Source organism: Lelliottia jeotgali (assembly GCF_016771845.1).
GTDB lineage: Bacteria > Pseudomonadota > Gammaproteobacteria > Enterobacterales > Enterobacteriaceae > Enterobacter > Enterobacter jeotgali.
Genome location: NZ_JAENMQ010000012.1, coordinates 103,845 through 129,971, shown reverse-complemented (window position 1 = coordinate 129,971; position 26,127 = coordinate 103,845). Strand labels below are relative to the sequence as shown.

At 55.3% G+C, this 26,127-nt stretch carries 23 protein-coding genes; 18 read left to right on the top strand and 5 right to left on the bottom strand.

Annotation, left to right across the window (positions count from 1 at the left end):
- Window positions 1-38 precede the first annotated feature (38 nt).
- Window positions 39-1,229 carry a maltose/maltodextrin ABC transporter substrate-binding protein MalE gene (malE, locus tag JBO43_RS19130; protein WP_146052600.1) on the bottom strand — a complete coding sequence of 397 codons (1,191 nt, stop codon included), beginning with the start codon at window positions 1,227-1,229 and terminating at the stop codon, window positions 39-41.
- Window positions 1,230-1,598: 369 nt separating this feature from the next.
- Between malE and malK the strand changes: the two genes are divergently transcribed.
- The 5 genes from malK (at window position 1,599) to ubiA (ending at window position 6,796) form a co-directional block, all read left to right on the top strand.
- Window positions 1,599-2,708, top strand: coding sequence for a maltose/maltodextrin ABC transporter ATP-binding protein MalK (malK, locus tag JBO43_RS19125; protein WP_095280323.1), 1,110 nt, complete (start codon window positions 1,599-1,601; stop codon window positions 2,706-2,708).
- A 97-nt stretch (window positions 2,709-2,805) separates the two neighbouring features.
- Window positions 2,806-4,158, top strand: coding sequence for a maltoporin (locus tag JBO43_RS19120; RefSeq protein ID WP_095284146.1), 1,353 nt, complete (start codon window positions 2,806-2,808; stop codon window positions 4,156-4,158).
- Between the two features lie 114 nt (window positions 4,159-4,272).
- The gene (gene malM / locus JBO43_RS19115; RefSeq protein WP_095280324.1) at window positions 4,273-5,235 is read left to right on the top strand and encodes a maltose operon protein MalM; all 963 of its coding nucleotides are present in this window, start codon (window positions 4,273-4,275) and stop codon (window positions 5,233-5,235) included.
- 181 nt (window positions 5,236-5,416) lie between these two features.
- Entirely contained in the window at window positions 5,417-5,914 is a 498-nt protein-coding gene (gene ubiC / locus JBO43_RS19110) for a chorismate lyase (protein WP_095280325.1), read from the top strand.
- A gap of 12 nt (window positions 5,915-5,926) precedes the next feature.
- The gene (gene ubiA, locus JBO43_RS19105) at window positions 5,927-6,796 is read left to right on the top strand and encodes a 4-hydroxybenzoate octaprenyltransferase (protein WP_103950034.1); all 870 of its coding nucleotides are present in this window, start codon (window positions 5,927-5,929) and stop codon (window positions 6,794-6,796) included.
- A gap of 113 nt (window positions 6,797-6,909) precedes the next feature.
- On the opposite strand, the gene plsB is transcribed toward ubiA, so the two are convergent.
- Complete coding sequence (plsB, locus tag JBO43_RS19100) at window positions 6,910-9,330, bottom strand: glycerol-3-phosphate 1-O-acyltransferase PlsB (RefSeq protein ID WP_103947505.1); 2,421 nt, start codon at window positions 9,328-9,330, stop codon at window positions 6,910-6,912.
- 154 nt (window positions 9,331-9,484) lie between these two features.
- Between plsB and JBO43_RS19095 the strand changes: the two genes are divergently transcribed.
- The 4 genes from JBO43_RS19095 (at window position 9,485) to JBO43_RS19080 (ending at window position 12,311) form a co-directional block, all read left to right on the top strand.
- Window positions 9,485-9,853: a diacylglycerol kinase gene (locus tag JBO43_RS19095; RefSeq protein WP_095280328.1), complete on the top strand. Its 369-nt coding sequence runs from the start codon at window positions 9,485-9,487 to the stop codon at window positions 9,851-9,853.
- Between the two features lie 109 nt (window positions 9,854-9,962).
- Window positions 9,963-10,571, top strand: a complete 609-nt coding sequence (gene lexA / locus JBO43_RS19090) for a transcriptional repressor LexA (protein WP_095280329.1) — start codon at window positions 9,963-9,965, stop codon at window positions 10,569-10,571.
- Window positions 10,572-10,637: 66 nt separating this feature from the next.
- Window positions 10,638-11,957 (top strand): MATE family efflux transporter DinF, encoded by a 1,320-nt coding sequence (dinF, locus tag JBO43_RS19085; protein ID WP_202674845.1) that lies wholly within the window; start codon window positions 10,638-10,640, stop codon window positions 11,955-11,957.
- Window positions 11,958-12,101: 144 nt separating this feature from the next.
- Complete coding sequence (locus JBO43_RS19080) at window positions 12,102-12,311, top strand: CsbD family protein (protein ID WP_095280331.1); 210 nt, start codon at window positions 12,102-12,104, stop codon at window positions 12,309-12,311.
- Window positions 12,312-12,377: 66 nt separating this feature from the next.
- Here the strand turns inward: JBO43_RS19080 and zur are convergent, their stop codons facing one another.
- Entirely contained in the window at window positions 12,378-12,893 is a 516-nt protein-coding gene (gene zur, locus JBO43_RS19075; protein WP_095280332.1) for a zinc uptake transcriptional repressor Zur, read from the bottom strand.
- A gap of 115 nt (window positions 12,894-13,008) precedes the next feature.
- Between zur and JBO43_RS19070 the strand changes: the two genes are divergently transcribed.
- From JBO43_RS19070 to pspG, 4 genes are all read left to right on the top strand, one after another.
- Window positions 13,009-13,497, top strand: a complete 489-nt coding sequence (locus tag JBO43_RS19070; protein WP_095280333.1) for a cupin domain-containing protein — start codon at window positions 13,009-13,011, stop codon at window positions 13,495-13,497.
- A gap of 221 nt (window positions 13,498-13,718) precedes the next feature.
- Complete coding sequence (traF, locus tag JBO43_RS19065; protein WP_237730130.1) at window positions 13,719-14,978, top strand: conjugal transfer protein TraF; 1,260 nt, start codon at window positions 13,719-13,721, stop codon at window positions 14,976-14,978.
- 81 nt (window positions 14,979-15,059) lie between these two features.
- Window positions 15,060-16,055: a tRNA dihydrouridine(20/20a) synthase DusA gene (gene dusA, locus JBO43_RS19060; RefSeq protein WP_202674843.1), complete on the top strand. Its 996-nt coding sequence runs from the start codon at window positions 15,060-15,062 to the stop codon at window positions 16,053-16,055.
- 138 nt (window positions 16,056-16,193) lie between these two features.
- Window positions 16,194-16,436 (top strand): envelope stress response protein PspG, encoded by a 243-nt coding sequence (gene pspG, locus JBO43_RS19055; protein ID WP_095280336.1) that lies wholly within the window; start codon window positions 16,194-16,196, stop codon window positions 16,434-16,436.
- Window positions 16,437-16,615: 179 nt separating this feature from the next.
- Here pspG and JBO43_RS19050 read toward each other — a convergent pair whose 3' ends face one another.
- Window positions 16,616-17,599: a quinone oxidoreductase gene (locus JBO43_RS19050; protein ID WP_095280337.1), complete on the bottom strand. Its 984-nt coding sequence runs from the start codon at window positions 17,597-17,599 to the stop codon at window positions 16,616-16,618.
- Window positions 17,600-17,673: 74 nt separating this feature from the next.
- Here JBO43_RS19050 and dnaB point away from each other — a divergent pair, with 74 nt between their 5' ends.
- The 5 genes from dnaB to JBO43_RS19025 all read left to right on the top strand — a co-directional run bounded on the left by dnaB (window position 17,674) and on the right by JBO43_RS19025 (window position 23,211).
- Complete coding sequence (gene dnaB, locus JBO43_RS19045) at window positions 17,674-19,086, top strand: replicative DNA helicase (RefSeq protein ID WP_095280338.1); 1,413 nt, start codon at window positions 17,674-17,676, stop codon at window positions 19,084-19,086.
- A 148-nt stretch (window positions 19,087-19,234) separates the two neighbouring features.
- A complete protein-coding gene (gene alr / locus JBO43_RS19040; protein ID WP_202674842.1) occupies window positions 19,235-20,314 on the top strand; it encodes an alanine racemase in 1,080 nt (359 codons plus the stop codon).
- A gap of 120 nt (window positions 20,315-20,434) precedes the next feature.
- Window positions 20,435-21,628 carry an aromatic amino acid transaminase gene (gene tyrB, locus JBO43_RS19035; RefSeq protein ID WP_202674841.1) on the top strand — a complete coding sequence of 398 codons (1,194 nt, stop codon included), beginning with the start codon at window positions 20,435-20,437 and terminating at the stop codon, window positions 21,626-21,628.
- A gap of 398 nt (window positions 21,629-22,026) precedes the next feature.
- Window positions 22,027-22,740, top strand: coding sequence for an acid phosphatase AphA (aphA, locus tag JBO43_RS19030; RefSeq protein ID WP_095280342.1), 714 nt, complete (start codon window positions 22,027-22,029; stop codon window positions 22,738-22,740).
- Window positions 22,741-22,857: 117 nt separating this feature from the next.
- Window positions 22,858-23,211: an MmcQ/YjbR family DNA-binding protein gene (locus JBO43_RS19025; RefSeq protein WP_103947499.1), complete on the top strand. Its 354-nt coding sequence runs from the start codon at window positions 22,858-22,860 to the stop codon at window positions 23,209-23,211.
- Here JBO43_RS19025 and uvrA read toward each other — a convergent pair.
- On the bottom strand, window positions 23,208-26,036 hold the full coding sequence (uvrA, locus tag JBO43_RS19020) for an excinuclease ABC subunit UvrA (protein WP_095280344.1): 2,829 nt from the start codon (window positions 26,034-26,036) through the stop codon (window positions 23,208-23,210). The genes JBO43_RS19025 and uvrA overlap by 4 nt on opposite strands.
- Between the last annotated feature and the right edge of the window lie 91 nt (window positions 26,037-26,127).

The following is a 26,127-nucleotide window of genomic DNA, read 5'->3' as shown; positions in this document are numbered from 1 at the left end:
CAAGGGAGAAGGCCGGGATGAGGGGGTTACAACACGTCTTACTTAGTAATACGACCTTGCGCGTCTTTCAGCGCCGCATCGACAGTCTGACGACCGCTAGCCGCGTTGATCACCGCTGTACGAGTGGCATACCAGAACGCCGCCATTTGCGGGATGTTTGGCATGATTTCGCCTTTCTGGGCGTTATCCATAGTGGCGGCAATGCGTGGGTCTTTCGCCAGCGTATCCTGGAAGGATTTCAGCGCGACGGCACCCAGCGGTTTGTCCTTGTTCACTTCATCCAGACCCTGATCGGTCAGGAGGTAGTTTTCGAGGAACTCTTTCGCCAGCTCTTTGTTCGGGCTGGCGGCGTTGATGCCTGCGCTCAGCACGCCAACGAACGGTTTAGACGGCTTGCCTTTGAAGGTTGGCAGCAGCGTCACGCCGTAGTTGATTTTGCTCTTATCGATGTTAGACCAAGCCCACGGACCGTTGATGGTCATCGCGGTTTCGCCTTTGTTGAACGCCGCTTCCGCGATGGAGTAATCGGTATCCGCGTTCATGTGTTTGTTCTTGATGAGATCAACCAGGAAGCCCAGGCCGGCTTTCGCGCCCGCGCTGTCCACGCCCACGTCTTTCACGTCGTATTTGCCGTTTTCAAACTTGAAGGCATATCCGCCGTCAGCAGCAATCAGCGGCCAGGTGAAGTACGGTTCTTGCAGGTTGAACATCAGCGCGCTCTTACCTTTCGCCTTCAGCTCTTTATCCAGAGCCGGGATCTCTTCCCAGGATTTCGGCGGGTTCGGTACGAGGTCTTTGTTATAAATCAGGGACAGGGCTTCAACCGCGACCGGATACGCGATCAGCTTGCCGTTGTAACGCACCGCGTCCCAGGTGAACGGGAACAGTTTGTCCTGGAAAGCTTTATCAGGAGAGACTTCCGCCAGCAGGCCAGATTGTGCGTAGCCACCGAAACGGTCATGCGCCCAGAAGATGATGTCCGGGCCATCGCCCGTTGCCGCGACCTGAGGGAATTTCTCTTCCAGTTTGTCCGGGTGTTCAACGGTGACTTTGATGCCGGTGTCTTTTTCGAATTTCTTACCCACTTCGGCCAGGCCGTTATAGCCTTTATCGCCGTTAATCCAGATAACCAGCTTACCTTCTTCAATTTTGGCGAGAGCCGGTGCGGAAATCATCATTGCTGCCAGGGCGGACAATGCGAAAACGCGTGCGCCAGTCTTGATCTTCATATCTGCCATCCTTTTTGGTGATGTGCTCATGTATGACTTCGGTGGTTCAACGTGACTCAGTTTCCTTATATGACATCCTCTTTCCATCCTCCTTGGGTCTACGCCCCACCCCCGCGTTGTGTGATCTGCGTTACATAAATTTAAGTTATGAGTCATGGCGCACATAAAAACACGCTGAATATTGCAGCCTGCATCACGAATTTACCCAGACCCCGTCCGGCGCGGTGGCAGAACCGGTTCTCTCATCCTCCCGCCTCCTCCCCCATGAAAAAGGCAGGGGGTGGAGGATTTGCAGAAGTTATCGATACCCCATAGTGAACTTATGTTGAATGTTTCTGTCGGTGACAGGTTGTAACGAGGGAGAAGGGCATGGCGAGCGTACAGCTGCGGAATGTAACGAAAGCCTGGGGCGACGTAGTGGTGTCTAAAGACATCAATCTCGACATCCACGAAGGTGAATTCGTGGTGTTTGTGGGCCCATCAGGCTGCGGTAAATCAACACTGCTGCGTATGATTGCTGGACTTGAAACTATCACCAGTGGCGATCTGTTTATTGGTGAAACCCGCATGAACGATATCCCGCCCGCCGAACGCGGTGTCGGTATGGTCTTCCAGTCCTATGCGCTCTATCCCCATCTTAATGTTGCTGAAAACATGTCCTTTGGCCTGAAGCTGGCCGGAGCGAAAAAAGAGGTGATCAATCAGCGCGTCACTCAGGTGGCGGAAGTACTGCAGCTGGCACACCTGCTGGAACGTAAACCGAAAGCACTCTCCGGTGGACAGCGTCAGCGCGTGGCGATTGGCCGTACGCTGGTGGCGGAACCGCGCGTGTTCCTGCTCGATGAACCCCTTTCTAACCTGGATGCCGCCCTGCGCGTTCAGATGCGTATTGAAATCTCCCGTCTGCACAAACGCCTTGGCCGCACGATGGTCTACGTCACCCACGATCAGGTCGAAGCGATGACGCTGGCCGACAAAATCGTGGTGCTGGATGCCGGTCGCGTCGCGCAGGTGGGGAAACCGCTGGAGCTGTATCACTACCCGGCAGACCGTTTCGTTGCGGGCTTTATTGGCTCGCCGAAGATGAACTTCCTGCCGGTCAAAGTGACCGCAACGGCTATCGAACAGGTACAGGTGGAACTGCCGAACCGTCAGCAGATTTGGCTGCCAGTGGACAGCGCTAACGTACAGGTCGGGGCAAACATGTCCCTGGGTATTCGCCCTGAACATTTACTGCCAAGTCAGATCGCCGATGTGACGCTGGAAGGTGAAGTGCAGGTCGTCGAGCAACTTGGTCACGAAACACAGATTCATATCCAGATCCCCGCCATCCGTCAGAACCTGGTTTACCGCCAGAACGACGTGGTGTTGGTAGAAGAGGGTGCCACATTCGCTATCGGTTTGCCGCCAGAGCGTTGCCATCTGTTCCGAGAGGATGGCACTGCATGTCGTCGGCTGCATAAAGAGCCAGGCGTTTAAGCATTCCAACAAAACTACACAAACCATTCGAGCTGCATCGAAGAGGCAGTCCGAATGGTGAAGTGTAATAAGAAAAGCAATGATCTCAGGAGATAGAATAATGATTACTCTGCGCAAACTTCCACTGGCAATCGCCGTGACAGCAGGCATTTTGTCTGCTCACGCGGGTGCCGTCGACTTTAAAGGTTACGCCCGTTCGGGTATCGGCTGGACCGGTAGCGGCGGCGCGCAACAGTGCTTCCAGGCAACGGGTGCACAAAGTAAATATCGTCTTGGTAACGAATGTGAAACTTACGCTGAGCTGAAACTGGGCCAGGAAGTGTGGAAAGAAGGCGATAAGAGCTTCTACTTCGACACCAACGTCGCGTACTCCGTTGCACAGCAGAACGACTGGGAAGCCACTGACCCAGCCTTCCGTGAAGCCAACGTGCAGGGTAAAAACCTGATTGAATGGCTGCCAGGTTCCACCATGTGGGCCGGTAAGCGCTTCTATCAGCGTCATGACGTTCACATGATCGACTTCTACTACTGGGATATTTCCGGCCCGGGTGCAGGTCTGGAAAACGTGGATCTCGGCTTTGGTAAACTCTCCATGGCGGTGACCCGTTCGACTGAAGCGGGCGGTTCTTCTACCTTCGCCAGCAACAACGTTCGTGATTACACCACTGCGACTGCGAACGACGTCTTCGACGTGCGTTTAGCGCAGATGGAAATCAACCCAGGCGGCACGCTGGAACTGGGCGTTGATTACGGTCACACCAACGTGAACGACGATTACTACCTGCAGCCAAATGCTTCTAAAGATGGCTGGATGTTCACTGCAGAACACACCCAGAGCATGCTGAAAGGCTTTAACAAATTTGTGGTTCAGTACGCAACTGACTCCATGACCTCTCAGGGTAAAGGCCTGTCTCAGGGCGCGGGCATTGGTCTGGGTAATGACGACACCGATGGCAAACTGTATGCCTACGGCATCAACAACAACGGCCACCTGCTGCGCGTTCTCGACCACGGTGCAATTTCCCTGGGCGACAGCTGGGACCTGATGTACGTCGGTATGTACCAGGACATCGACTGGGATAACGGCAACGGCACCAAATGGTACACCGTGGGTGTGCGCCCAATGTACAAATGGACGCCAATCATGAGTACCTTGCTGGAAGTGGGCTACGACAACGTCAAATCCCAGAACACCGGCGACAAAAACAACCAGTACAAAATTACCCTGGCGCAACAATGGCAGGCGGGCGACAGCATCTGGTCCCGTCCGGCAATCCGCGTCTTCGCAACTTACGCGAAGTGGGATGAGAAATGGGGTTATGACACTTCTGGTAGCCCAATCTCTACCAGCGGTAACTACAACTCCAACTTCGGTATGCAGACTGCTGGCCTGGGTCGCGGCGATACCGACGAGTGGAGCTTCGGTGCCCAGATGGAAATCTGGTGGTAATCCGCAGTTAATCTCACGTAATGGCTAAACAAAGGAGGGGCGCAAGCCCCTCTGATTTAAGCGTTGCGCGCTATTGCCTGGCCACCGCACCGCTCGATATCTGAGGTGATAAAAATGAAAATGAACAAAAGTCTCGTCGCCCTCTGCCTTTCCGCTGGCCTGCTGGCAAGCGTACCGGCAGTCAGTTTTGCCGATGTCAATTTCGTACCGCAGAACACCACGGCGGCTCCCGCCATCCCGGCTTCTGCGCTGCAACAGCTGGTCTGGACCCCTGTCGACCAGTCTAAAACTCAAAGCACCGATCTTTCTGCCAGCGGCCAGCAGCTGAATGTCCCGGGTATTTCCGGCCCGGTCGCGGCCTGGAGCATTCCGGCGAACATTGGTGAGCTGAACCTGACGCTGACCAGTATCGTCGACAAACAAACGAACGTCTTCGCGCCGAACGTGCTGATTCTGGATCAGAACATGACGCCATCGGCGTTCTTCCCGAGCAGCTATTTCACCTATCAGGAACCGGGCGTGATGAGTGCCGACCGTCTTGAAGGGGTGATGCGCCTGACGCCTGCGCTAGGTCAGCAGAAAATTTATGTGCTGGTCTTCACCACGCCACAGGATCTCGCCCAGACCACCACACTGGTTGATCCGGCTAAAGCCTACGCCAAAGGCACGGGCAATGCGGTTCCGGACATTCCAGATCCAAAAGCACGTCACACCACCGACGGTACGCTGAAACTGAAAGTGAGCACATCTTCAGCGTCCAGCGTGCTGGTTGGCCCACTTTTTGGCTCGTCCGGCCCTGGCCCTGTGACCGTGGGTAACACCGCTGCACCGGCTCCGGTTTATGCAGCCCCTGTCGCCGCTGCACCAGCCGCTGCCGCTCCGGCACCAGCCCCAGCTCCGGCGAAGAAAGCAGAGCCGATGCTGAATGACACCGAAAGTTACTTCAATCGCGCCATCAAAGAGGCAGTTGATCGCGGCGATGTGGATAAAGCGCTGAAGCTACTTGATGAAGCTGAGCGTTTAGGTTCGACCACTGCCCGTTCCACCTTTATCAGCAGTGTAAAAGGCAAGGGGTGACCGTCTCCCCACAGTGCTGATTTTGTCTGTAGTTTAGTGCGCCTGAGTGGGCGCACTTTTTTTTGTGCTCTCTGGGCTGTTGCGCCCCTGTTGCGATAATGTTCGCTAAACCTCGTTTGAGCGCCCCCAATCTGCTTTTCTGCGATACAATAGCCAGACGTTATGTATCGGAGAGTCTGGCATGTCACACCCTGCGCTAACGCAACTGCGTGCGCTGCGTTATTTTGAACACATACCCGCGCTTGACCCGGAGCAACTGGACTGGTTGCTGCTGGAAGATTCCATGACGAAACGCTTTGAGCAGCAGGGTAAAAAAGTCACGGTAACGCTGATTCAGGAAGGATTTGTCTCGCCTGATGCAGTGGCCAGTGAGCTGTCGTTGCTGCCGAAAGAAGCGCGCTACTGGCTACGTGAAATTTTACTCTGCGCAGACGGTGAGCCCTGGCTTGCTGGTCGTACCGTGGTCCCTGAATCCACACTGTGTGGCCCGGAACTGGCGCTGCAAGAGCTGGGCACTGTCCCACTGGGACGTTATCTTTTTACGTCGTCAGAGCTGACCCGAGATTTTATTGAAATTGGTCGCGATGCAGACCTGTGGGGACGCCGTTCCCGCCTGCGCTTAAGCGGCAAGCCGCTCATGCTGACAGAACTCTTTTTGCCTGCATCGCCGTTGTACTAAGAGGATTTGAAAATGGAGTGGAGTCTGACGCAGGATAAGCTGCTGGCTTTTCACCGCTTGATGCGCACGGATAAACCCATCGGCACCTTTTTGTTGCTGTGGCCGACGCTGTGGGCGCTGTGGGTCGCCACGCCTGGATTACCGCCTTTATGGATACTGGCGGTATTCGTAGCCGGTGTTTGGTTGATGCGCGCGGCGGGGTGCGTGGTCAATGACTATGCCGACCGTAAGTTTGACGGCCATGTCAAACGCACCGCCAATCGCCCAATGCCAAGCGGTCAGGTATCGGAAAAAGAGGCCCGTACCCTGTTTGTGGTGCTGGTATTACTCGCTTTCCTGCTGGTCTTAACGCTTAACACCATGACGATTTTGCTCTCGGTGGCGGCACTGGCGCTGGCGTGGGTTTATCCGTTTATGAAACGCTACACCCATCTGCCGCAGGTGGTGCTGGGCGCGGCTTTTGGCTGGTCGATCCCGATGGCGTTCGCTGCCGTCAGTGAATCTGTGCCGTTAAGCTGCTGGCTGATGTTCCTCGCCAACATCCTGTGGGCTGTGGCATATGACACGCAGTATGCGATGGTTGACCGCGATGACGATCTGAAAATCGGCATCAAATCGACAGCAATCCTGTTTGGTCGTAACGACAAGCTGATCATCGGGATTTTGCAGGTCGCCGTGCTGGCGCTGATGGTGTTGATTGGCTATCTGAACGCGTTGAACTGGGAGTTTTACTGGTCAGTGCTGGTGGCGGGACTGTTGTTTGCGTATCAGCAAAAGCTAATTGCGAACCGCGATCGCGATGCCTGTTTCAAAGCGTTTTTGAATAATAACTACGTCGGCCTGGTGCTGTTTTTGGGGCTGGCGATGAGTTACTGGTCTTAATGACGGCGTAAAAAAAAGTCGGGTGGCGGCCTCGCCTTACCCGACCTACAATTTTTTATCCCTCTCCCTGTGGGAGAGGGCCGGGGTGAGGGCATCAGACCGCACCCGCATCGTCACTCGTCCTGCGTCGCACTCTCAATCGTCAAACGCACATCGGATGTAATCAACTCCGCCAGCATCTGGTAAACCTTCATCGTCTCTTCAGGTTCCGCATCGCCGGTATCGCTGATATAACCCTCATCACGTAGCGTCAGCACCAGTGAGCTAAACACCGCTTTATCGAAGAATTCTGGCGCGTTAATACCGTGCAGGACGGATAAACGCTGAGCCAGCGTGCGGCTCTCTTTTTCCAGGGTTCCACGGTTGATGGACGGGTTATTGCTCAACAGCCAGAAGGTGATCGCGTAGCGTTGCAACGTCTCGCGCGCCCCGGCTGCCAGCAGCTGCAGCGTACGGGAACGGGATGGATTGATATGCAGCTCATCGTCTTTCACCGCAATCAGACCCTGACGCAACAGCTCGGCGGTCAGTTTATCCAGCTCGACGGCCAGCTCCTCGTTGCTCCAGCTGAGGAACAGCTCGGCTTTCAGCATCGGATAGAGCGTCTCAACATGGCGCAGCAGTTCCTGACGGGAAATGCGGCGGTGCTGAGTAATAATCGCCGCCATCAGGGATGGCAGCATCAGCATATGGGCGATGTTGTTGCGATAGTAGGTCATCAGCACCGCCTGCTCGCGCGGCAGAATGATGATGTCGCCGATGGTGTCCTTCTCGACTTCGAACTTGTTCATCTGCAACGCGTGGTCAATCAGCTGACCGGCGGTCGCAGCCGGAACGGTGGAATCCGCCGAGTACGGGACATTACGCATAATATCCAGATAGCAATCAAGCTGTTCGGTCAGCTGTTCGCGCGTCAGTGAACGCTGACGTGAGGCCAGCAGCGCCGTGACGCACAGGTTCATGGCGTTAGCCGCACCGGCGTTGTTAATACGCACCATCAGGTCGGCGGCGATGTTATTGACCGTCGGCGTCAGCCAGGCTGGGCGAATCGCTTCAATCGGATCGATAGACTCGCGCCACTCGGGAACGTGCTGATTCAGGTAGGTCATTAACGGCAGCGGTTCGCCGAAGTTCACGTAGCCCTGACCGAGATTGCGCAGCTTGCTCAGGCCTTTCAGCATCTGAGGCAGACTCTCTTTCTCTTTGGTCGCACCACGCAATTCTTTCGCGTAAGTGCCTACTTCCATCACGTGCTCGTAACCGATGTAGATTGGTACCAGCGTAATCGGACGCGTACCGCCGCGCAGCATAGCCTGAATGGTCATCGAGAGGGTGCCGGTTTTCGGGTCAAGCAGACGACCCGTACGAGAACGACCACCCTCTACGAAATACTCAACGGAATAGCCACGGCTGAACAGCTCGCCCAGATACTCGCGGAATACTGTGGAATAGAGCTTATTGCCCTTGAAGGTACGACGAATAAAGAACGCACCCAGACGGCGGAAAATCGGGCCTGCTGGCCAGAAATTCAGGTTAATACCGGCCGCGATGTGCGGCGGCACCAGGCCCTGGTGATACAGGACGTATGACAGCAGCAGATAGTCCATGTGGCTGCGATGGCAGGGCACATAGACAATTTCGTGGCCGTCATGGGCTAGCTGACGTACGCGCTCGGCGTTGTTGACGTTAATCCCCTGATACAGACGGTTCCAGGTAAAACTCAGGATACGGTCAGAGAGGCGGATCATCTCGTAAGAGAAGTTCGCCGCAATCTCTTCCATCAGGGCGATAGCGTTCTGCTGGGCTTTCTCGTGAGAGATTTTCTTGCTGCGCGCTTCATCTTCGACGGCACGGGCAATGGCTTTGGAGGCCAGCAGTTTATTGAACAGATCCTGACGGGCAGGCAGACGTGGCCCAACGGCAGCCAGGCGCTGACGCGCGAAATGCATACGTGCGACGCGAGCCAGTTTCTGGGCGATAATTTTATCCGTGCCGTGCTCATCCGCCATGCGGCGCAGAGAGACGGAAGGGGAGAAACGCACAAAGCTGTCGCGCCCCAGCCATGACACGGCAAAGAATTTTTGAATGCCGTTCAGCATACGCAGCGGCGGGTTTTCTTCACCTTTCTGGCGGCCTGGACGACGACCAAACATCACCGACACTGGCACCATCTGGACATCCAGGTTGGGGTTGCTGCGGTGCAGATCGAGATAATCGTGGAACAGCTTGATGGACTCTTCTTTTGGCGTGTAATAGGTAAACACGCGCGGCCCGCCGTGAATAAACACGTAGCGCGGCAGCAGAGTACCGTCGACCTCAAGCGGTTCGAGCGGATCGGGTAAATCATGCGCCAGACATTGGGCGCGCAGCGTCAGTAAGTCTGCCTTCGAGTTATAAGGCAAAACGTACATAATAGGACGCGAGGTATCGAGCCCTAATTCCAGCGCAGGTTCCGCCGGGATAGACTTACTTTTTACCAGGACGCTTAATGGTAAATTAAGTATTTTGTAGTAAATTCGTGGCCAGCCGGACATAAACGATGTAAAGCCTCTGGTTAATAATGCAAATGCGGCGCAAGGATAACAGAAAGCGCGCAAAATTTCTGTTGTTACCGGTCATACTTCAGGCTGTATTGCTACGTGCGACAACCCTAGTTACTGACGCTAAATCTAAGAAAAGGTTCTTTTAATGGCCAATAATACCACCGGGTTCACCCGAATCATCAAAGCTGCCGGATATTCATGGAAAGGTTTCCGCGCGGCGTGGATCAATGAAGCCGCCTTCCGTCAGGAAGGGGTCGCTGCTGTCATCGCGGTCATCATCGCCTGTTTCCTCGACGTTGATCCTATCACTCGCGTTCTGCTCATTGGTTCGGTTCTTCTGGTGATGATAGTGGAAATTCTCAACAGCGCTATTGAAGCGGTGGTGGATCGTATCGGCTCTGATTTCCATGAGCTCTCGGGCCGCGCGAAAGACATGGGATCTGCCGCTGTGCTGCTTGCGATTATCATAGCGGCCATCACCTGGGTCACGCTTCTTTGGTCACATTTTCGATAAGCCTTCAGGAATGCAATAAGTCTCTGGTTTTTTGTGCAGTTTTTGGTTCCAAATTCACCTTTGACTGTATATACTCACAGCATAACTGTATATACACCCAGGGGGCGGAATGAAAGCGTTAACGGCCAGACAGCAAGAGGTGTTTGATCTTATTCGAGATCACATCAGCCAGACGGGAATGCCACCTACGCGTGCGGAAATCGCGCAGCGTCTGGGCTTCCGTTCTCCAAATGCCGCTGAAGAGCACCTCAAAGCACTGGCCCGTAAAGGCGTCCTTGAGATTGTCTCCGGTGCTTCACGCGGTATTCGCCTGCTGGTAGAGGAAGAAACAGGTCTGCCACTGGTGGGTCGCGTTGCGGCGGGTGAACCTCTGCTGGCTCAGCAACACATTGAAGGCCACTATCAGGTCGATCCGGGGATGTTTAAACCGAGTGCTGACTTCCTGCTGCGCGTTAGCGGGATGTCCATGAAAGATATCGGAATCCTGGACGGCGATCTGCTGGCGGTGCACAAAACGCAGGATGTGCGTAATGGACAAGTTGTTGTCGCGCGCATTGATGACGAAGTCACCGTTAAGCGACTGAAAAAACAGGGCAACACGGTTCAGCTGTTGCCGGAAAACAGCGAGTTCTCCCCAATTGTGGTGGATCTCCGCGAGCAGGCTTTCTCTATTGAAGGTCTGGCTGTGGGTGTCATCCGCAACGGTGAATGGCTGTAATATCTTTCTGACAGGCTGCGGTGCATCCGCAGTCTGACTGTCTCACTTCTTTCCCGGTAATTTCTCATGTCTCTGCTGACTCCCTCAGACAAGGCATTGTGGCGTCTTGCGCTGCCGATGATTTTCTCCAATATCACCGTTCCTTTGCTTGGGCTGGTCGATACGGCGGTGATTGGTCATCTGGATTCCCCTGTTTATCTTGGCGGTGTGGCGATTGGCGCGACGGCGACCAGTTTCCTCTTCATGCTGCTGCTCTTTTTACGCATGAGCACTACAGGTCTAACCGCGCAGGCGTTTGGCGCGAAAGATCCGTTTCGTCTGGCCCGCGCGCTGGTGCAGCCGCTGATTCTTGCGCTGGGCGCGGGGCTGCTGATTGTTTTGCTGCGTACACCGCTTATTGATTTGGCTTTGCACGTCGTTGGCGGCAGTGAAGCGGTGCTCGAACAGGCGCGGCGTTTCCTTGAAATCCGCTGGCTCAGCGCTCCGGCATCGCTGGCAAACCTTGTTCTGCTCGGCTGGCTACTGGGTGTGCAATATGCGCGTGCGCCAGTGATCCTGCTGGTGGTGGGGAATGTGCTCAATATCATCCTCGACCTCTGGCTGGTGATGGGTCTGCATATGAATGTTCAGGGCGCGGCGCTGGCAACCGTGGTCGCGGAATACGGCACGTTCTTCATCGGTCTATGGATGGTGAAGCGTGTGCTGGCGATGCGGGGAATATCACTCGCGATGCTGAAAACCGCGTGGCGCGGCAACATCCGCAAACTGCTGGCATTGAATCGCGACATCATGCTGCGTTCGCTGCTATTGCAACTCTGCTTTGGCGCATTAACGGTATTCGGCGCGCGGCTGGGGCCGGAGATTGTTGCGGTCAACGCCGTGCTCATGACACTGCTGACGTTCACTGCCTATGCGCTTGACGGGTTTGCCTATGCCGTGGAAGCCCACTCCGGGCAAGCCTACGGTGCGCGCCAAACGGGGCAGTTGCAGGAGGTGTGGCGTGCGGCCTGCCGCCAGTCTGGCCTGGTGGCGCTGGTCTTTGCGCTTATTTATGCCCTGTTCGGCAGCCAAATCGTCGCGCTATTAACCTCTTTGCCTGAGCTGCGCGAGCTGGCGAATCATTACATCCTGTGGCAGGTCGTTCTACCGGTGGTGGGCGTGTGGTGTTATTTGCTGGATGGTATGTTTATCGGTGCAACGCGAGGGGCAGAAATGCGTAACAGCATGGCGGTCGCGGCGGCTGGGTTTGCGTTAACTCTCTTCACTTTGCCGTGGTTGGGTAATCATGGATTGTGGCTGGCGCTGGCAGTGTTTCTCGCCCTGCGCGGCCTTTCTCTGGCGGTTATCTGGCGGCGTCACTGGCGAAATAACACCTGGTTCGCCTAGTGGCTTCGTTTGACGAAACGGTTAAAGATTCTGAATCTCTCAACGCCTGCCGAATCCTTATCTACAATTATTATCACGTCCAGCAGATACGAACGAAACGGACGATTCAAATTTACGTGATAACCGAACGATGAGGATATGATTATGAATAAAGACGAAATCGGCGGTAACTGGAAACAGTTCAAAGGTAAAGCGAAAGAACAATGGGGTAAACTGACCGACGATGATGTAACCGTCATTGAAGGTAAACGCGAACAGCTGGTCGGTAAGATTCAGGAACGCTACGGCTACGCGAAAGATCAGGCGGAAAAAGAGGTTGTTGACTGGGAAAAACGCAACGACTACCGCTGGTAACAGAGTTCTACCCGTTGTACACGGAAGTACAATCCCTGAGGGCGGCTTATGGCCGCCCGCTTTGTTTTAGCGCGGTTTTTTCTTAACCATGACCGAGTGATCATGCTGGCATTCACCTTGATGACGGCAAGCTTCCACTTCGACACATGCCGAGCACAACCCGTGTGCTTCAATCACGTTATGGCGCAGGGCAAAGCCCATTTTAGCCGCCAGAGAATGCAGAATATCCTCCACGCCTTCAGCCCCTTCTTCTTTGACCGCGCCACAGCGATCGCAGATAAACATGGCCGAGGTATGCGTCGGTTGATCGAACAGGTGGCACAGCACGTAGCTGTTAGTCGATTCAACCTTATGCACAAACCCTTGTTCCAGCAGGAAATCCAGCGCGCGATAGACGGTCGGAGGTTTCGCCTGCGGCTCGCTTTCGCGCAGCAGATCGAGCAGATCATACGCGCTGATAGCACCGCGTTGCAGGCTCATCAGACGTAACACTTCAAGGCGCTGCGGAGTCAGGCGCACATTGCGTTGAGCACAGAGCTTTTCAGCTTGCGCTAACAGATCTTGCATCGTGGTCTTATCCATATCGCACCTCGAATTATGGAGTCTGGAAAACCCTCACTTTACCATGTTCTACTGAAAACGCCGAGAACCGCCACGGTGTGCTATACCTGACGCATCGCAACATGGGAAAAACACAATGAAAAGACCTGAATGCATCCGACACTGGCGCGACGTCGAAGGCGCTGACGATTCCACTTACCCGGACAGTGACGAGCTTTTTGCCATCGGTGCGCCGCTGGCGCGCAAACTGGGTTTGGGGCGTATCGGTATCCATCATGAACGGCTGCCGCCAGGGCGTCGCACCTCTTATCCGCACGCTGAAAGCGACGAAGAAGAGTTTATCTTTGTCATTGAAGGGCATCCGCAGGCGTGGATTAACGGCTATTTATGGAAACTGGAGCCGGGCGACAGCGTCGGTTTTCCGGCCGGAACCGGGGTCTGCCACACCTTTATTAACAATACCGACGAAGAGGTGCGCTTGCTGGTGGTTGGCGAGGCGAACAAAAAACAAAACCGGATTTATTACCCGCTGAATCCAGTTTATGCCGCCACGCGTGAAGACCGCTGGGTCGATCATCCGCCGCAGTTTTTTGGCCCTCACGACGGAAAACCTGGGCGAAAATAATATCCTCTTCTATAAATATTGAGGGCCGTCACAAATTACAACAGGCCGAGCGGAAGATTTAACTTAGGGAAATAGCAGGTCTTTTTGATGTTATTCACAGCAATAGTTCGTCCCTGTTTGGGAGATAACAGACGGGGTTGTTTAATAACAGACTATAAAACGAGCATACTGTGAAAAAACATTTTAAATTTTCGGTGGTTAGCATCACTGTCTCCTTATTGATGGCAAATCAGGCGGGAGCAGCCAATACCTGGACAGAAGCGCGTAGCGACGCGATGGGTGGAACCGGAGTTGCATCAGGCCATTACGGTAGTGGCGCCTTCATCAACCCGGCGCTGCTGGCAAAGGCCAAACCGGATGACGACATTACCGTTATCTTGCCTTCGGTCGGCGCGCAGATTACCGACAAAGACAATCTGCAGGATCAGATCGACGATATCAGCGATAAAGTCGATCACTACGATAATGTGATCAACAGCCTCACACCGGCGGAGATCATCGCCAATCCCTTAGGATCCGTGAACCAGTTCCAGAGCGCCGCGAAAGATCTCGCTGACGAGCTGGACGATCTGAAAGGCAAAACCGCACGCGCTACCGCCGGTGCCGGGATTGCGGTCAGCATTCCAAACAACGTACTGGCCGTCGCCTTTGTCGCAAAAGGCAATGCCCACGCGCGCGTGAGTTCCTCCATCGACCAGCAGGATATTGACTACCTGCGCAGCATCCAGAACAGCAAATTGGTCGCGGGCAGCGTCGCGCTGGATGCGGCCCTGAACGGCTCGGATCAAATCACCAAGAACCTCAACTCCACGGCCTCAGGCCGGGCGGCGATTGTCTCTGACTACGGCGTGGCGGTGGCGCGTCAGTTTGATATTGCTGATGTGCCGGTCTCCGTCGGTATCACGCCAAAACTGCAAAAAACCTGGCTCTACAACTACACCACCTCTATTTACACCTACGACAGCAACGACTGGAACAGCAGCCGCTACCGCACGGACGATACCGGTTTCAACGTCGATGCCGGTGTGACCGCCGATTTTGGCGAGAACTGGACGGTGGGCCTGAGCGGGCAGAACCTGATGTCGCGTGATATCGATACCAAGGATATCCGCATCCGCAATGGTCGTACGGGTGAGGTGGTGAGCTACAAAGATACCTACCAGATCCGCCCGCTGGTTACGGCTGGCGTGGCCTGGCATAACGATCTGGTGACGCTCACCGCCGATGGCGATCTGACCGAAACCAAAGGCTTCAAGAGTGAAGAAAACTCCCAGTACGTGGGTGTCGGTGCGGAAGTCACGCCGCTCAGCTGGCTGGCGGTGCGCGCCGGTTATCGCGCGGACGTGAAAGACAATGACAGCAACGTCTTCACCGGCGGTGTCGGCTTTGCGCCGTTCAACGCGGTCCATGTGGATCTGATGGGCCTGTACGGGGAAGACAAAACCTGGGGGGCAGGCGCACAGCTGAGCGTCAGCTTCTAAGACCACCGGAGGCCATGCGCCTCCGGCTTTTCTTTGTGCTATAGTAGCGCCCCATTTCCACCAGGTGCTTAAAACTTCGCCATGTCGTCAGAATTACAGTCACACTTCCCTGCACACCGTTTTTCCATCGCGCCGATGCTCGACTGGACCGACAGACACTGCCGCTATTTCCTGCGTCAGCTCTCTCGCCACACGCTGCTGTACACCGAAATGGTCACCACCGGAGCGATCATTCACGGGAAGGGCGACTATCTGGCCTATAGCGAAGAAGAGCATCCGGTTGCCTTACAGCTCGGCGGCAGCGACCCGGCTGCGCTGGCGCACTGCGCGAAACTGGCGCAAGAGCGCGGTTATGACGAAATTAACCTTAACGTCGGCTGCCCGTCCGATCGCGTGCAGAACGGGATGTTTGGTGCGTGCCTGATGGGCAACGCCCAGCTGGTGGCGGATTGCATCAAAGCGATGCGCGACGTGGTGTCGATTCCAGTCACGGTCAAAACGCGTATCGGGATTGACGACCAGGACAGCTACGAATTTCTCTGTGATTTCATCAATACCGTAGCCGGGAAAGGCGAGTGCGAGATGTTTATTATCCACGCCCGTAAAGCCTGGTTATCCGGTCTCAGCCCGAAAGAGAACCGTGAAATTCCGCCGCTGGATTACCCGCGCGTGTATCAGCTCAAGCGTGATTTCCCGCATCTGACCATGTCGATTAACGGCGGCATCAAATCCCTCGACGAAGCCAAAGCGCATTTAGACCACATGGACGGCGTGATGGTGGGCCGCGAGGCGTATCAAAATCCAGGTATTCTGGCCACGGTCGATCGTGAAATCTTTGGCGTAGACGGTACTGATACCGATCCGGTCGCCGTAGTGCGCGCAATGTATCCGTACATCGAACGCGAGCTGAGCAACGGCACTTATTTGGGCCATGTGACGCGCCATATGCTCGGGTTGTTCCAGGGTATTCCGGGGGCGCGTCAGTGGCGTCGCTACCTGAGTGAAAATGCCCATAAAGCCGGGGCGGATATCGAAGTCCTGGAGCAGGCGCTGCGTCTGGTCGCTGACAAGCGATAATTTTCACCAAAAGTTCGTCAAATTCACCACGCCCTGCGAATGTTCGCGGGGCGTTTTGTTTTAGATTCAATAAGTTAAATTTGGCACGTTTCTTGTAATACCCACTGCATATCTGAGGTATTCATGTGGGAGAGAGCCATGCTGGAACTGCTGTTTGTGATTGGATTTTTTGTCATGCTGATGGCGACCGGAATTTCGCTGCTTGGCATTCTGGCTGCACTGGTGGTGGCAACGGTGGTGATGTTTATCGGCGGATTGTTTGCGCTGATGATTAAACTGCTGCCGTGGCTACTGTTAGCGGTCGCCGTTGTGTGGGTTATTCGGATGGTTAAAACACCAAAAGTCCCACAGTATCAGCGCAATAACCGCTTTCGTTACTAAGGTATTGAGGCGTTCGTCACATACCTGCAACTTTTCCGGCAGCAATGCTTAGAACAGAATAGGATTTACTTATCGAATCTGTCACTATTGCCGCCGTTAAAGAATTCATCGAGCTGTACCCTACATACAGCCGAACTAAAAAAAGAATGGGCTTCCTGTTAAAAGGAAGCCCTAATCTTTTATGGGATCAGCAAACTCGATCCCTGCGTCACCCGACTCTCCAGCACCTCATGCGCGCGCTGCGCGTCGCTCAGCGGATATTTCTGCGCATCCGCTACGTCCACTTTAATCACACCGCTGGCGATCAGCGAAAACAGTTCGTTGCTGGCCTCGGTCAGTTCGTCACGGGTGGTGATATAGCCTTGCAGGGAAGGGCGCGTCACGTACAGTGAGCCTTTCTGATTGAGAATGCCCAGATTCACGCCGGTGACCGCACCGGAGGCATTGCCGAAACTGACCATCAAACCGCGGCGTTGCAGACAATCGAGCGACGCTTCCCAAGTGTCTTTCCCGACCGAGTCATACACCACGCGCAGTTTTTTGCCGCCGGTAATCTCTTTCACGCGCTCGGCGATGTTCTCTTCACGATAATTAATCACCTGCCAGGCTCCGGCCTGTAGGGCACGCTGCGCTTTTTGCGCGCTGCCGACGGTGCCGATCAGTTTTGCGCCCAGCGCTTTGGCCCACTGGCAGGCGATAAGCCCGACACCGCCCGCGGCAGCGTGGAACAGGAACGGCTCATCGGGTTTGATTTCGTAGGTTTTGCGCAGGAGATAATAGACGGTCAGCCCTTTCAGGAATGACGCTGCAGCCTGCTCAAATGAAATGGCGTTCGGCAGAATGGCGGCCTTATCGGCGGGCACGTTGTGAACCGAGCTGTACGCGCCGAGCGGCGACTGGGCATACACCACGCGATCGCCTTCTTTAATATGCTTTACGCCGCTGCCGACTTTCACCACGATACCCGCTGCCTCGGTCCCCAGACCGCTCGGCATGGACGGTGGCGGATACAGCCCGCCGCGAATGTAAGTATCGATATAGTTGATGCCAATCGCTTTGTTTTCGACCTGGATTTCATTCTCTCCAGGTGCGGCGGGAGTGAACTCCACCGCCTTCAGGACTTCAGGACCACCATGCTTGTGAAATTCGATACGAGTTGCCACGTTGAACTCCTTTGTCGATTCATTTGCAGACGGTTATACTTCCCCGTCTCTCAATTTATGGTAATCCATTCACTATGGCAGGAAATAAACCCTTCAACAAACAGACTGAGCCTCGCGAGCGCGATTTGCAGGTCGCCGGACTCAAAGTCCCGCCGCACTCGATTGAAGCGGAACAGTCGGTGTTGGGCGGTTTAATGCTGGACAACGAGCGCTGGGACGATGTTGCCGAGCGCGTGGTATCCGATGATTTTTATACCCGTCCCCACCGTCATATTTTTACCGAAATGGCACGCCTGCAGGAATCCGGCAGCCCGATCGACCTGATTACGCTGGCAGAGTCTCTGGAGCGCCAGGGGCAGCTCGATTCTGTCGGTGGTTTTGCCTATCTGGCCGAATTATCGAAAAACACGCCAAGTGCGGCGAACATCAGCGCATACGCCGATATCGTGCGCGAACGTGCTGTGGTTCGCGAGATGATCGCTGTCGCCAATGAAATCGCCGAAGCGGGTTTTGATCCGCAGGGCCGCACCAGCGAAGATCTGCTGGATCTCGCCGAATCCCGCGTCTTTAAAATCGCCGAAAGCCGCGCGAACAAAGACGAAGGCCCGCGAAATATCGCCGAAGTGCTTGATTCTACTATCGCGCGTATTGAACAGCTGTTCCAGCAACCGCACGATGGCGTCACCGGCGTGAACACTGGTTATGACGACCTGAACAAGAAAACCGCCGGTCTGCAGCCGTCGGATCTGATTATCGTCGCTGCGCGTCCGTCGATGGGTAAAACGACATTCGCGATGAACCTCGTCGAAAACGCGGCGATGTTGCAGGATAAACCGGTTCTGATCTTTAGTCTGGAGATGCCCTCCGACCAGATTATGATGCGTTCCCTCGCGTCCCTGTCCCGCGTGGATCAGACTCGCATTCGTACTGGTCAGCTCGACGACGAAGACTGGGCGCGTATCTCCGGCACGATGGGCATTCTGCTGGAAAAACGGAACATCTACATCGATGACTCCTCCGGTCTGACGCCAACGGAAGTGCGCTCCCGCGCGCGCCGTATCGCCCGCGAACACGGCGGCATCGGCCTTATCATGATCGACTACTTGCAATTGATGCGCGTGCCGTCGCTCTCTGATAACCGTACGCTGGAAATCGCCGAAATCTCCCGCTCGCTCAAAGCGCTAGCGAAAGAGTTACAGGTTCCCGTGGTGGCCCTGTCGCAGCTTAACCGCTCTCTGGAACAACGTGCCGACAAGCGCCCGGTCAACTCCGACCTGCGTGAATCTGGCTCCATCGAGCAGGATGCCGACTTGATCATGTTCATCTACCGTGACGAGGTTTATCACGAGAACAGTGACATGAAAGGTATCGCGGAAATCATTATTGGTAAGCAGCGTAACGGCCCGATCGGGACGGTGCGTTTGACGTTTAACGGTCAGTGGTCGCGTTTTGATAATTATGCGGGACCTCAATACGACGACGAATAAATTTCCTTCACCCTTCACGCCGCAGGTGCGTTGACTGCGCTCGCTCACCCCAGTCGCTTAGTTCACTAAGCTCCCGGGGATTTGCGGGCTTGTCGCCTTCCTGCAACGCGAATGGTTTTGGAAATTCTTTTTTTATGAAGGAACTCAAATGCAAGCGGCAACTGTAGTCATTAACCGCCGCGCTCTGCGACACAACCTGCAACGTCTGCGTGAACTGGCGCCCGCCAGCAAGCTCGTTGCAGTCGTGAAAGCGAACGCTTACGGACACGGTCTTCTTGAGACCGCGCGAACGCTCCCTGATGCCGATGCCTTTGGCGTCGCCCGTCTCGAAGAAGCCCTGCGCCTGCGCGCGGGCGGAATTACCCAACCGATTTTGTTACTCGAAGGCTTTTTCGAAGCCGCCGATCTGACGACGATTGCGGATCAACATCTGCACACCGCCGTGCATAACGAAGAACAGCTCGCTGCACTGGAAACCGCCGATGTGAGTGAGCCGGTTACCGTGTGGATGAAACTCGACACCGGCATGCACCGTCTGGGCGTGCGCCCGGAGCAGGCCGAAGCCTTTTATCAGCGCCTGAGCCAGTGCAAAAATGTGCGTCAGCCGGTGAATATCGTCAGTCACTTTGCCCGCGCGGATGAGCCAAAGTGTGGCGCAACGGAACAACAGCTCGATATTTTTAATACCTTTTGCGAAGGCAAACCGGGGATGCGCTCCATTGCGGCCTCCGGCGGCATTCTGCTGTGGCCGCAGTCGCACTTCGACTGGGCGCGCCCGGGCATTATTCTCTACGGCGTCTCGCCGCTGGAGGGCAAACCCTGGGGCCCGGACTTTGGCTTCCAGCCGGTGATGTCCCTGGTTTCCAACCTGATCGCCGTTCGTGAGCATAAAGCGGGTGAACCGGTCGGCTATGGCGGCACCTGGGTGAGTGAGCGCGATACGCGCCTCGGTGTGGTTGCGATGGGCTACGGCGACGGCTATCCGCGCGCGGCACCGTCCGGTACGCCGGTGCTGGTGAATGGCCGCGAAGTGCAGGTTGTCGGGCGCGTGGCAATGGACATGATTTGCGTCGATCTCGGACCTGAGGCCGATGATAAAGCCGGTGACCCGGTGGTGATGTGGGGCGAAGGTTTACCCGTTGAGCGCATCGCTGAAATAACGAAAGTGAGTGCTTACGAACTTATCACCCGACTGACGTCGCGAGTGGCGATGAAGTACATCGATTAAGTCCAATTAAATGCCGGGTGTTGCCCGGCATTTATCTCTTTATTAACATCCTCTCGATCTTCCCGCGCTTCCGGTTTATTGTTGAAATCCCTGCCTGACAGATATCCGGAGATACATCGCGTGTTCCAGAAAGTTGACGCCTACGCCGGCGACCCCATTCTCTCCTTAATGGAGCGTTTCAAAGAAGATTCACGTAGCGACAAAGTGAACCTCAGCATCGGTCTTTACTACAACGAAGACGGCATTATCCCGCAATTGCAGGCGGTGGCTGAAGCTGAAGCGCGTCTTAACGCGGTGCCGCACGGCGCGTCGCTCTATCTGCCGATGGAAGGGCTGAATACCTATCGCAACACTATCGCACCGCTGCTGTTTGGCGCCGATCACCCGGTCTTAGTGCAAAAACGCGTGGCGACCATTCAGACGCTGGGCGGTTCCGGTGCGCTGAAAGTGGGCGCGGACTTCCTGAAAAAGTACTTCCCCGATTCTGGCGTCTGGGTCAGCGATCCGACCTGGGAAAACCACGTCGCGATTTTTGAAGGCGCAGGCTTTGCCGTCAGCACCTATCCGTGGTTCGACAACGACACCAAAGGCGTGCGCGTTGAGGCCCTACTGGAAAAGCTGAACACCTTGCCGGAGCGCAGCATTGTGCTGCTACACCCATGCTGCCACAACCCAACCGGGTCAGATCTGACCAACAATGAGTGGGATGCGGTGATTGAAGTGCTGAAAGCACGCAACCTGATCCCGTTCCTCGATATCGCCTATCAGGGCTTCGGCGCGGGCATGGAAGACGACGCCTATGCGATCCGCGCGATTGCCAGCGCCGGTCTGCCAGCGCTGGTTAGCAACTCGTTCTCGAAAATTTTCTCTCTGTACGGCGAGCGCGTCGGCGGATTGTCGATTGTTTGTGAAGACGCAGATGCAGCCGGGCGCGTACTGGGGCAGCTGAAAGCGACCGTTCGTCGCATCTACTCCAGCCCGCCAGCATTCGGCGCGCAGGTTGTTGCCACGGTTCTCGGTGATGATGGTTTGAAAGCCGCCTGGCTTGCTGAAGTGGAAGCGATGCGCACGCGTATTCTGGCAATGCGCCAGGAGCTGGTGAACGCGCTCAAAAGCGCATTGCCAGAGCACAACTTCGATTATCTGCTCAAGCAGCGCGGGATGTTCAGCTATACCGGACTGAGCGCGCAGCAGGTTGACCGTCTTCGTGAAGAATTCGGCGTGTATCTTATCGCCAGCGGGCGCATGTGCGTCGCGGGCCTGAATGCACACAACGTCCAGCGCGTCGCGCAGGCGTTTGCGGCGGTGATGTAAGCACTTACTTACCTTTCTCCCTCTCCCTGGGGAGAGGGGCGGGGTGAGGGCATCAGACCGCACTGTTTAGCGCCCGGTGGCGCTACGCTTACCGGGCCTACAAAACCCGAACGTAGGCCGGGTAAGGCGCAGCCGCCACCCGGCTTTTTATCGGCACCGGAGCCGGAATTGTCCGGTGGCGCTGCGCTTACCGGGCCTACAAAACCTGAACGTAGGCCGGGTAAGGCGTAGCCGCCACCCGGCTTTTTTCTTCGTTCCGCTTTGTGATATCCCTCCGCTTACCAGGGATAATCTCAAAAATTTCCTTCCCTTCACCTGGCTCAGGGGTTAAGGTCTGATAGATTTTTGACCATTCGCTCAATTCATAACGATAACAAACTGAATATTCAGGGGAATACATGCGCAAGATCACACTGGCGCTCAGCGCCGCCTGCTTATTGTTCTCGCTTAATAGTGCAGTCGGTGCCAGAGCCTCAGCGCCAACACCGTTATACACCGGAACCACCGCCGCCATTCTGGCTGAACAAGCCCCCATTCACTGGGTCTCCGTGGCACAAATCGAAAATAGCCTGATGGGCCGCGCGCCAATGGCCGTTGGTTTCGACATCGACGATACCGTCCTCTTTTCCAGCCCTGGCTTCTGGCGTGGCAAAAAAACTTACTCGCCAGGCAGCGAGGAGTATCTGAAAAACCCGGAATTTTGGGAAAAAATGAACAACGGCTGGGATGAGTTCAGCATCCCGAAAGAAGTGGGTCGCGCTTTGATTGCGATGCACGTGAAACGCGGCGACAGCATCTATTTCGTCACTGGCCGCAGTCAGACCAAAACCGAAACCGTCACCAAAACGCTGCAAGGCGATTTTTCGATTCCAGCCGCTAATATGAATCCCGTGATTTTTGCCGGGGATAAACACGGGCAAAACACCAAAACCCAGTGGCTTGAGCAGAAAAATATCAAAGTGTTCTACGGCGATTCGGATAACGATATCTCTGCGGCCCGCGATGTGGGTGCCCGTGGCATCCGCGTATTGCGTGCCTCCAACTCGACGTATCGCCCGCTGCCAATGGCGGGTTCCTTCGGTGAAGAGGTGATTGTTAATTCAGAATACTGACGTGCGATGATTTTTTGTACAAATCAGGTCTGGCCGGGTTTACCTTTTGTCGTCTTGCTGCACACTTAAAGGGGCAGTTACTCAGGTCGCATTTAACCCACTCTTAGGGGAGCAAAGATGACAATTTCGGAGATACTTCAATACTGCATGAATAAACCGGGCGCGGGGCAAAGTGTCCATAGCGACTGGAAAGCCACGCAGATCAAAGTGGCAGACGTGCTGTTTGCGATGGTGAAAGAGGTCGAAGGGCGTCCGGCGGCATCGTTAAAAACCAGCCCGGAACTGGCCGATTTGTTACGTCAGCAGCACAGCGATGTGCGGCCGAGTCAGCATCTGAATAAAGCGCACTGGAGCACCGTCTATCTGGATGGAACGATACCGGATTCGCAGATTTACTATTTAGTCGATGCGTCTTATCAGCAGGCTATTGAGCTGCTGCCGGACAACACCCGACAGCAGCTTTCCGTTTAAGACTCGAGCAAAGGTTTGAGGAAGCGCGCGGTGTGCGAAGCTTCGCACTCTGCCACCGTCTCTGGCGTACCCGAGACGAGGATTTCACCGCCGCCGCTGCCGCCTTCCGGGCCGAGATCCACAATCCAGTCTGCGGTTTTGATAACATCCAGATTGTGCTCAATGACCACAATGGTGTTGCCCTGATCGCGCAGCTGATGCAGCACTTCAAGCAACTGCTGGATATCAGCAAAGTGCAGGCCGGTGGTTGGCTCATCCAGAATATACAGCGTCTGGCCGGTTCCGCGCTTCGACAGCTCGCGCGCCAGCTTCACGCGCTGCGCCTCACCGCCGGAAAGCGTCGTCGCTGACTGGCCGAGACGAATGTAGGTCAGCCCCACATCCATCAGCGTTTGCAGCTTACGCGCCAGCGCAGGTACGGCATCGAAGAACTCACGCGCTTCTTCAATGGTCATATCCAGCACTTCGTGGATGGTCTTGCCTTTGTACTTAATCTCCAGCGTTTCGCGATTATAGCGCTTGCCTTTGCACTGATCGCACGGCACGTAGATATCCGGCAGGAAGTGCATCTCGACTTTGATCACGCCGTCGCCCTGACAGGCTTCACAGCGACCACCGCGAACGTTAAAGCTGAAACGTCCTGGCGTATAGCCGCGCGAGCGTGCTTCAGGAACACCGGCGAACAGTTCACGTACGGGCGTAAAGACGCCAGTATAGGTCGCCGGGTTCGATCGCGGCGTACGGCCAATCGGGCTTTGGTCGATATCGATCACTTTATCGAAATGTTCCAGACCCTGAATATCGCGATACGGCGCAGGCTCGGCGAGCGTCGCCCCGTTGAGTTGCGTTTGAGCAATCGGGAACAAGGTATCGTTAATCAACGTCGATTTACCGGAACCTGAAACCCCAGTCACACAGGTAAACAGCCCAACGGGTAGCGTCAGCGTGACGTCTTTCAGGTTGTTGCCGCGCGCGCCAGAAAGCTTCAGCACTTTCTCTGGATTGGCCGCGACGCGCTGCTTCGGCACCTCAATTTTGCGCTTACCGCTCATGAACTGCCCGGTCAACGATTCCGGGACGGCCATGATGTCGGCCAACGTCCCTTCTGCGACAACCTGTCCACCGTGTACACCTGCGCCAGGGCCGATGTCTATCACATGGTCTGCGGCGCGGATCGCATCTTCGTCATGCTCAACCACAATTACCGTGTTGCCCAGATTGCGTAGATGGATCAGTGTGCCGAGCAGACGCTCGTTATCACGCTGGTGCAGGCCGATGGATGGCTCATCCAGCACGTACATCACGCCAACTAAACCGGCACCAATCTGGCTCGCCAGACGGATACGCTGCGCTTCGCCGCCTGAAAGCGTCTCCGCTGAACGAGACAGTGACAGATAGTTCAGGCCGACGTTCACCAGGAACTTCAGGCGATCGCCGATCTCTTTCAGCACTTTTTCAGCAATTTGCGCGCGCTGGCCGGAGAGCTTCAGATTGGTGAAGAAATCCATCGCATGACCGATGCTCATGTCAGAGATGGTCGGCAGCGCAGTGTTTTCTACAAAGACGTGGCGCGCTTCGCGACGCAGACGCGTCCCTTCGCAGGTCGTACATGAGCGATTGCTGATGAACTTCGCCAGCTCCTCGCGCACGGCGCTGGATTCGGTCTCTTTGTAGCGGCGCTCCATGTTGTGCAGCACGCCTTCGAACGGATGACGGCGCACGGAGGTGTCACCGCGATCGTTCATGTATTTGAACTCGATGTTCTCTTTGCCGGAACCCGACAGCACCACTTTATGCACATTCGGGCTCAAGCTCGCCCACGGCGCTTCGACATCGAACTTATAGTGTTCGGCCAGCGATTTCAGCATCTGGAAGTAGTAGAAATTACGGCGATCCCAGCCGCGAATCGCGCCACCCGCCAGGGAAAGCTCCGGGTTCTGAATGATGCGATCCGGGTCGAAATATTGCTGCACGCCCAGGCCATCGCAGGTTGGGCAGGCGCCAGCCGGGTTGTTGAACGAGAACAGACGCGGCTCCAGTTCGCGCATGCTGTACCCGCAAATCGGGCAGGCAAAGTTCGCGGAGAAGAGCATCTCTTCGGCTTTCGCATCGTCCATATCGGCCACGATGGCAGAACCGCCGGAGAGATCCAGCGCTGTTTCGAACGACTCGGCCAGGCGTTGCGTCAGGTCATCGCGCACTTTGAAGCGGTCAATCACCACTTCAATGGTGTGTTTCTTTTGCAGTTCCAGCTTTGGCGGATCGGAAAGGTCACACACTTCACCGTCGATACGGGCGCGGATATAGCCCTGGCTTGCCAGGTTTTCCAGCGTTTTAGTGTGCTCGCCTTTACGCTCTTTAATGATTGGGGCCAGCAGCATCAGGCGCTTGCCCTCTGGCTGCGCCAGTACGTTATCCACCATCTGGCTGACGGTTTGTGCGGCCAGCGGCACATCATGATCCGGGCAGCGCGGCTCGCCCACGCGGGCAAACAGCAGACGCAGATAGTCATGAATTTCGGTAATGGTACCGACCGTGGAACGCGGGTTATGCGACGTGGATTTCTGCTCGATGGAGATAGCAGGCGACAACCCTTCGATATGGTCGACGTCCGGCTTTTCCATCAGTGACAGGAACTGCCGCGCATAGGCGGAGAGCGATTCAACGTAGCGACGCTGTCCTTCGGCATACAAGGTGTCGAAAGCCAGTGATGACTTACCAGAACCCGATAGCCCGGTCACGACAATCAACTTGTCGCGAGGGATTATGAGGTTGATATTCTTGAGATTATGGGTGCGGGCGCCCCGTACTTCGATCTTATCCATTCACCTTTCCCGGTAGAGACTCGGATGCCTGGTTTGTTTGAAGGACAAACGGCAGAAACGGCTAATTATGACACAATCCGACCTGTTTGAA

Coding starts and splice junctions, on each gene's coding strand:
- plsB (WP_103947505.1), bottom strand. CDS start 9,330: ATGTCCGGCTGGCCACGAATTTACTACAAAATACTTAATTTACCATTA.
- malM (WP_095280324.1), top strand. CDS start 4,273: ATGAAAATGAACAAAAGTCTCGTCGCCCTCTGCCTTTCCGCTGGCCTG.
- uvrA (WP_095280344.1), bottom strand. CDS start 26,036: ATGGATAAGATCGAAGTACGGGGCGCCCGCACCCATAATCTCAAGAAT.
- malE (WP_146052600.1), bottom strand. CDS start 1,229: ATGAAGATCAAGACTGGCGCACGCGTTTTCGCATTGTCCGCCCTGGCA.
- ubiC (WP_095280325.1), top strand. CDS start 5,417: ATGTCACACCCTGCGCTAACGCAACTGCGTGCGCTGCGTTATTTTGAA.
- aphA (WP_095280342.1), top strand. CDS start 22,027: ATGCGCAAGATCACACTGGCGCTCAGCGCCGCCTGCTTATTGTTCTCG.
- JBO43_RS19080 (WP_095280331.1), top strand. CDS start 12,102: ATGAATAAAGACGAAATCGGCGGTAACTGGAAACAGTTCAAAGGTAAA.
- JBO43_RS19070 (WP_095280333.1), top strand. CDS start 13,009: ATGAAAAGACCTGAATGCATCCGACACTGGCGCGACGTCGAAGGCGCT.
- dinF (WP_202674845.1), top strand. CDS start 10,638: ATGTCTCTGCTGACTCCCTCAGACAAGGCATTGTGGCGTCTTGCGCTG.
- zur (WP_095280332.1), bottom strand. CDS start 12,893: ATGGATAAGACCACGATGCAAGATCTGTTAGCGCAAGCTGAAAAGCTC.
- pspG (WP_095280336.1), top strand. CDS start 16,194: ATGCTGGAACTGCTGTTTGTGATTGGATTTTTTGTCATGCTGATGGCG.
- lexA (WP_095280329.1), top strand. CDS start 9,963: ATGAAAGCGTTAACGGCCAGACAGCAAGAGGTGTTTGATCTTATTCGA.
- JBO43_RS19095 (WP_095280328.1), top strand. CDS start 9,485: ATGGCCAATAATACCACCGGGTTCACCCGAATCATCAAAGCTGCCGGA.
- alr (WP_202674842.1), top strand. CDS start 19,235: ATGCAAGCGGCAACTGTAGTCATTAACCGCCGCGCTCTGCGACACAAC.
- malK (WP_095280323.1), top strand. CDS start 1,599: ATGGCGAGCGTACAGCTGCGGAATGTAACGAAAGCCTGGGGCGACGTA.
- dnaB (WP_095280338.1), top strand. CDS start 17,674: ATGGCAGGAAATAAACCCTTCAACAAACAGACTGAGCCTCGCGAGCGC.
- JBO43_RS19025 (WP_103947499.1), top strand. CDS start 22,858: ATGACAATTTCGGAGATACTTCAATACTGCATGAATAAACCGGGCGCG.
- dusA (WP_202674843.1), top strand. CDS start 15,060: ATGTCGTCAGAATTACAGTCACACTTCCCTGCACACCGTTTTTCCATC.
- traF (WP_237730130.1), top strand. CDS start 13,719: ATGGCAAATCAGGCGGGAGCAGCCAATACCTGGACAGAAGCGCGTAGC.
- ubiA (WP_103950034.1), top strand. CDS start 5,927: ATGGAGTGGAGTCTGACGCAGGATAAGCTGCTGGCTTTTCACCGCTTG.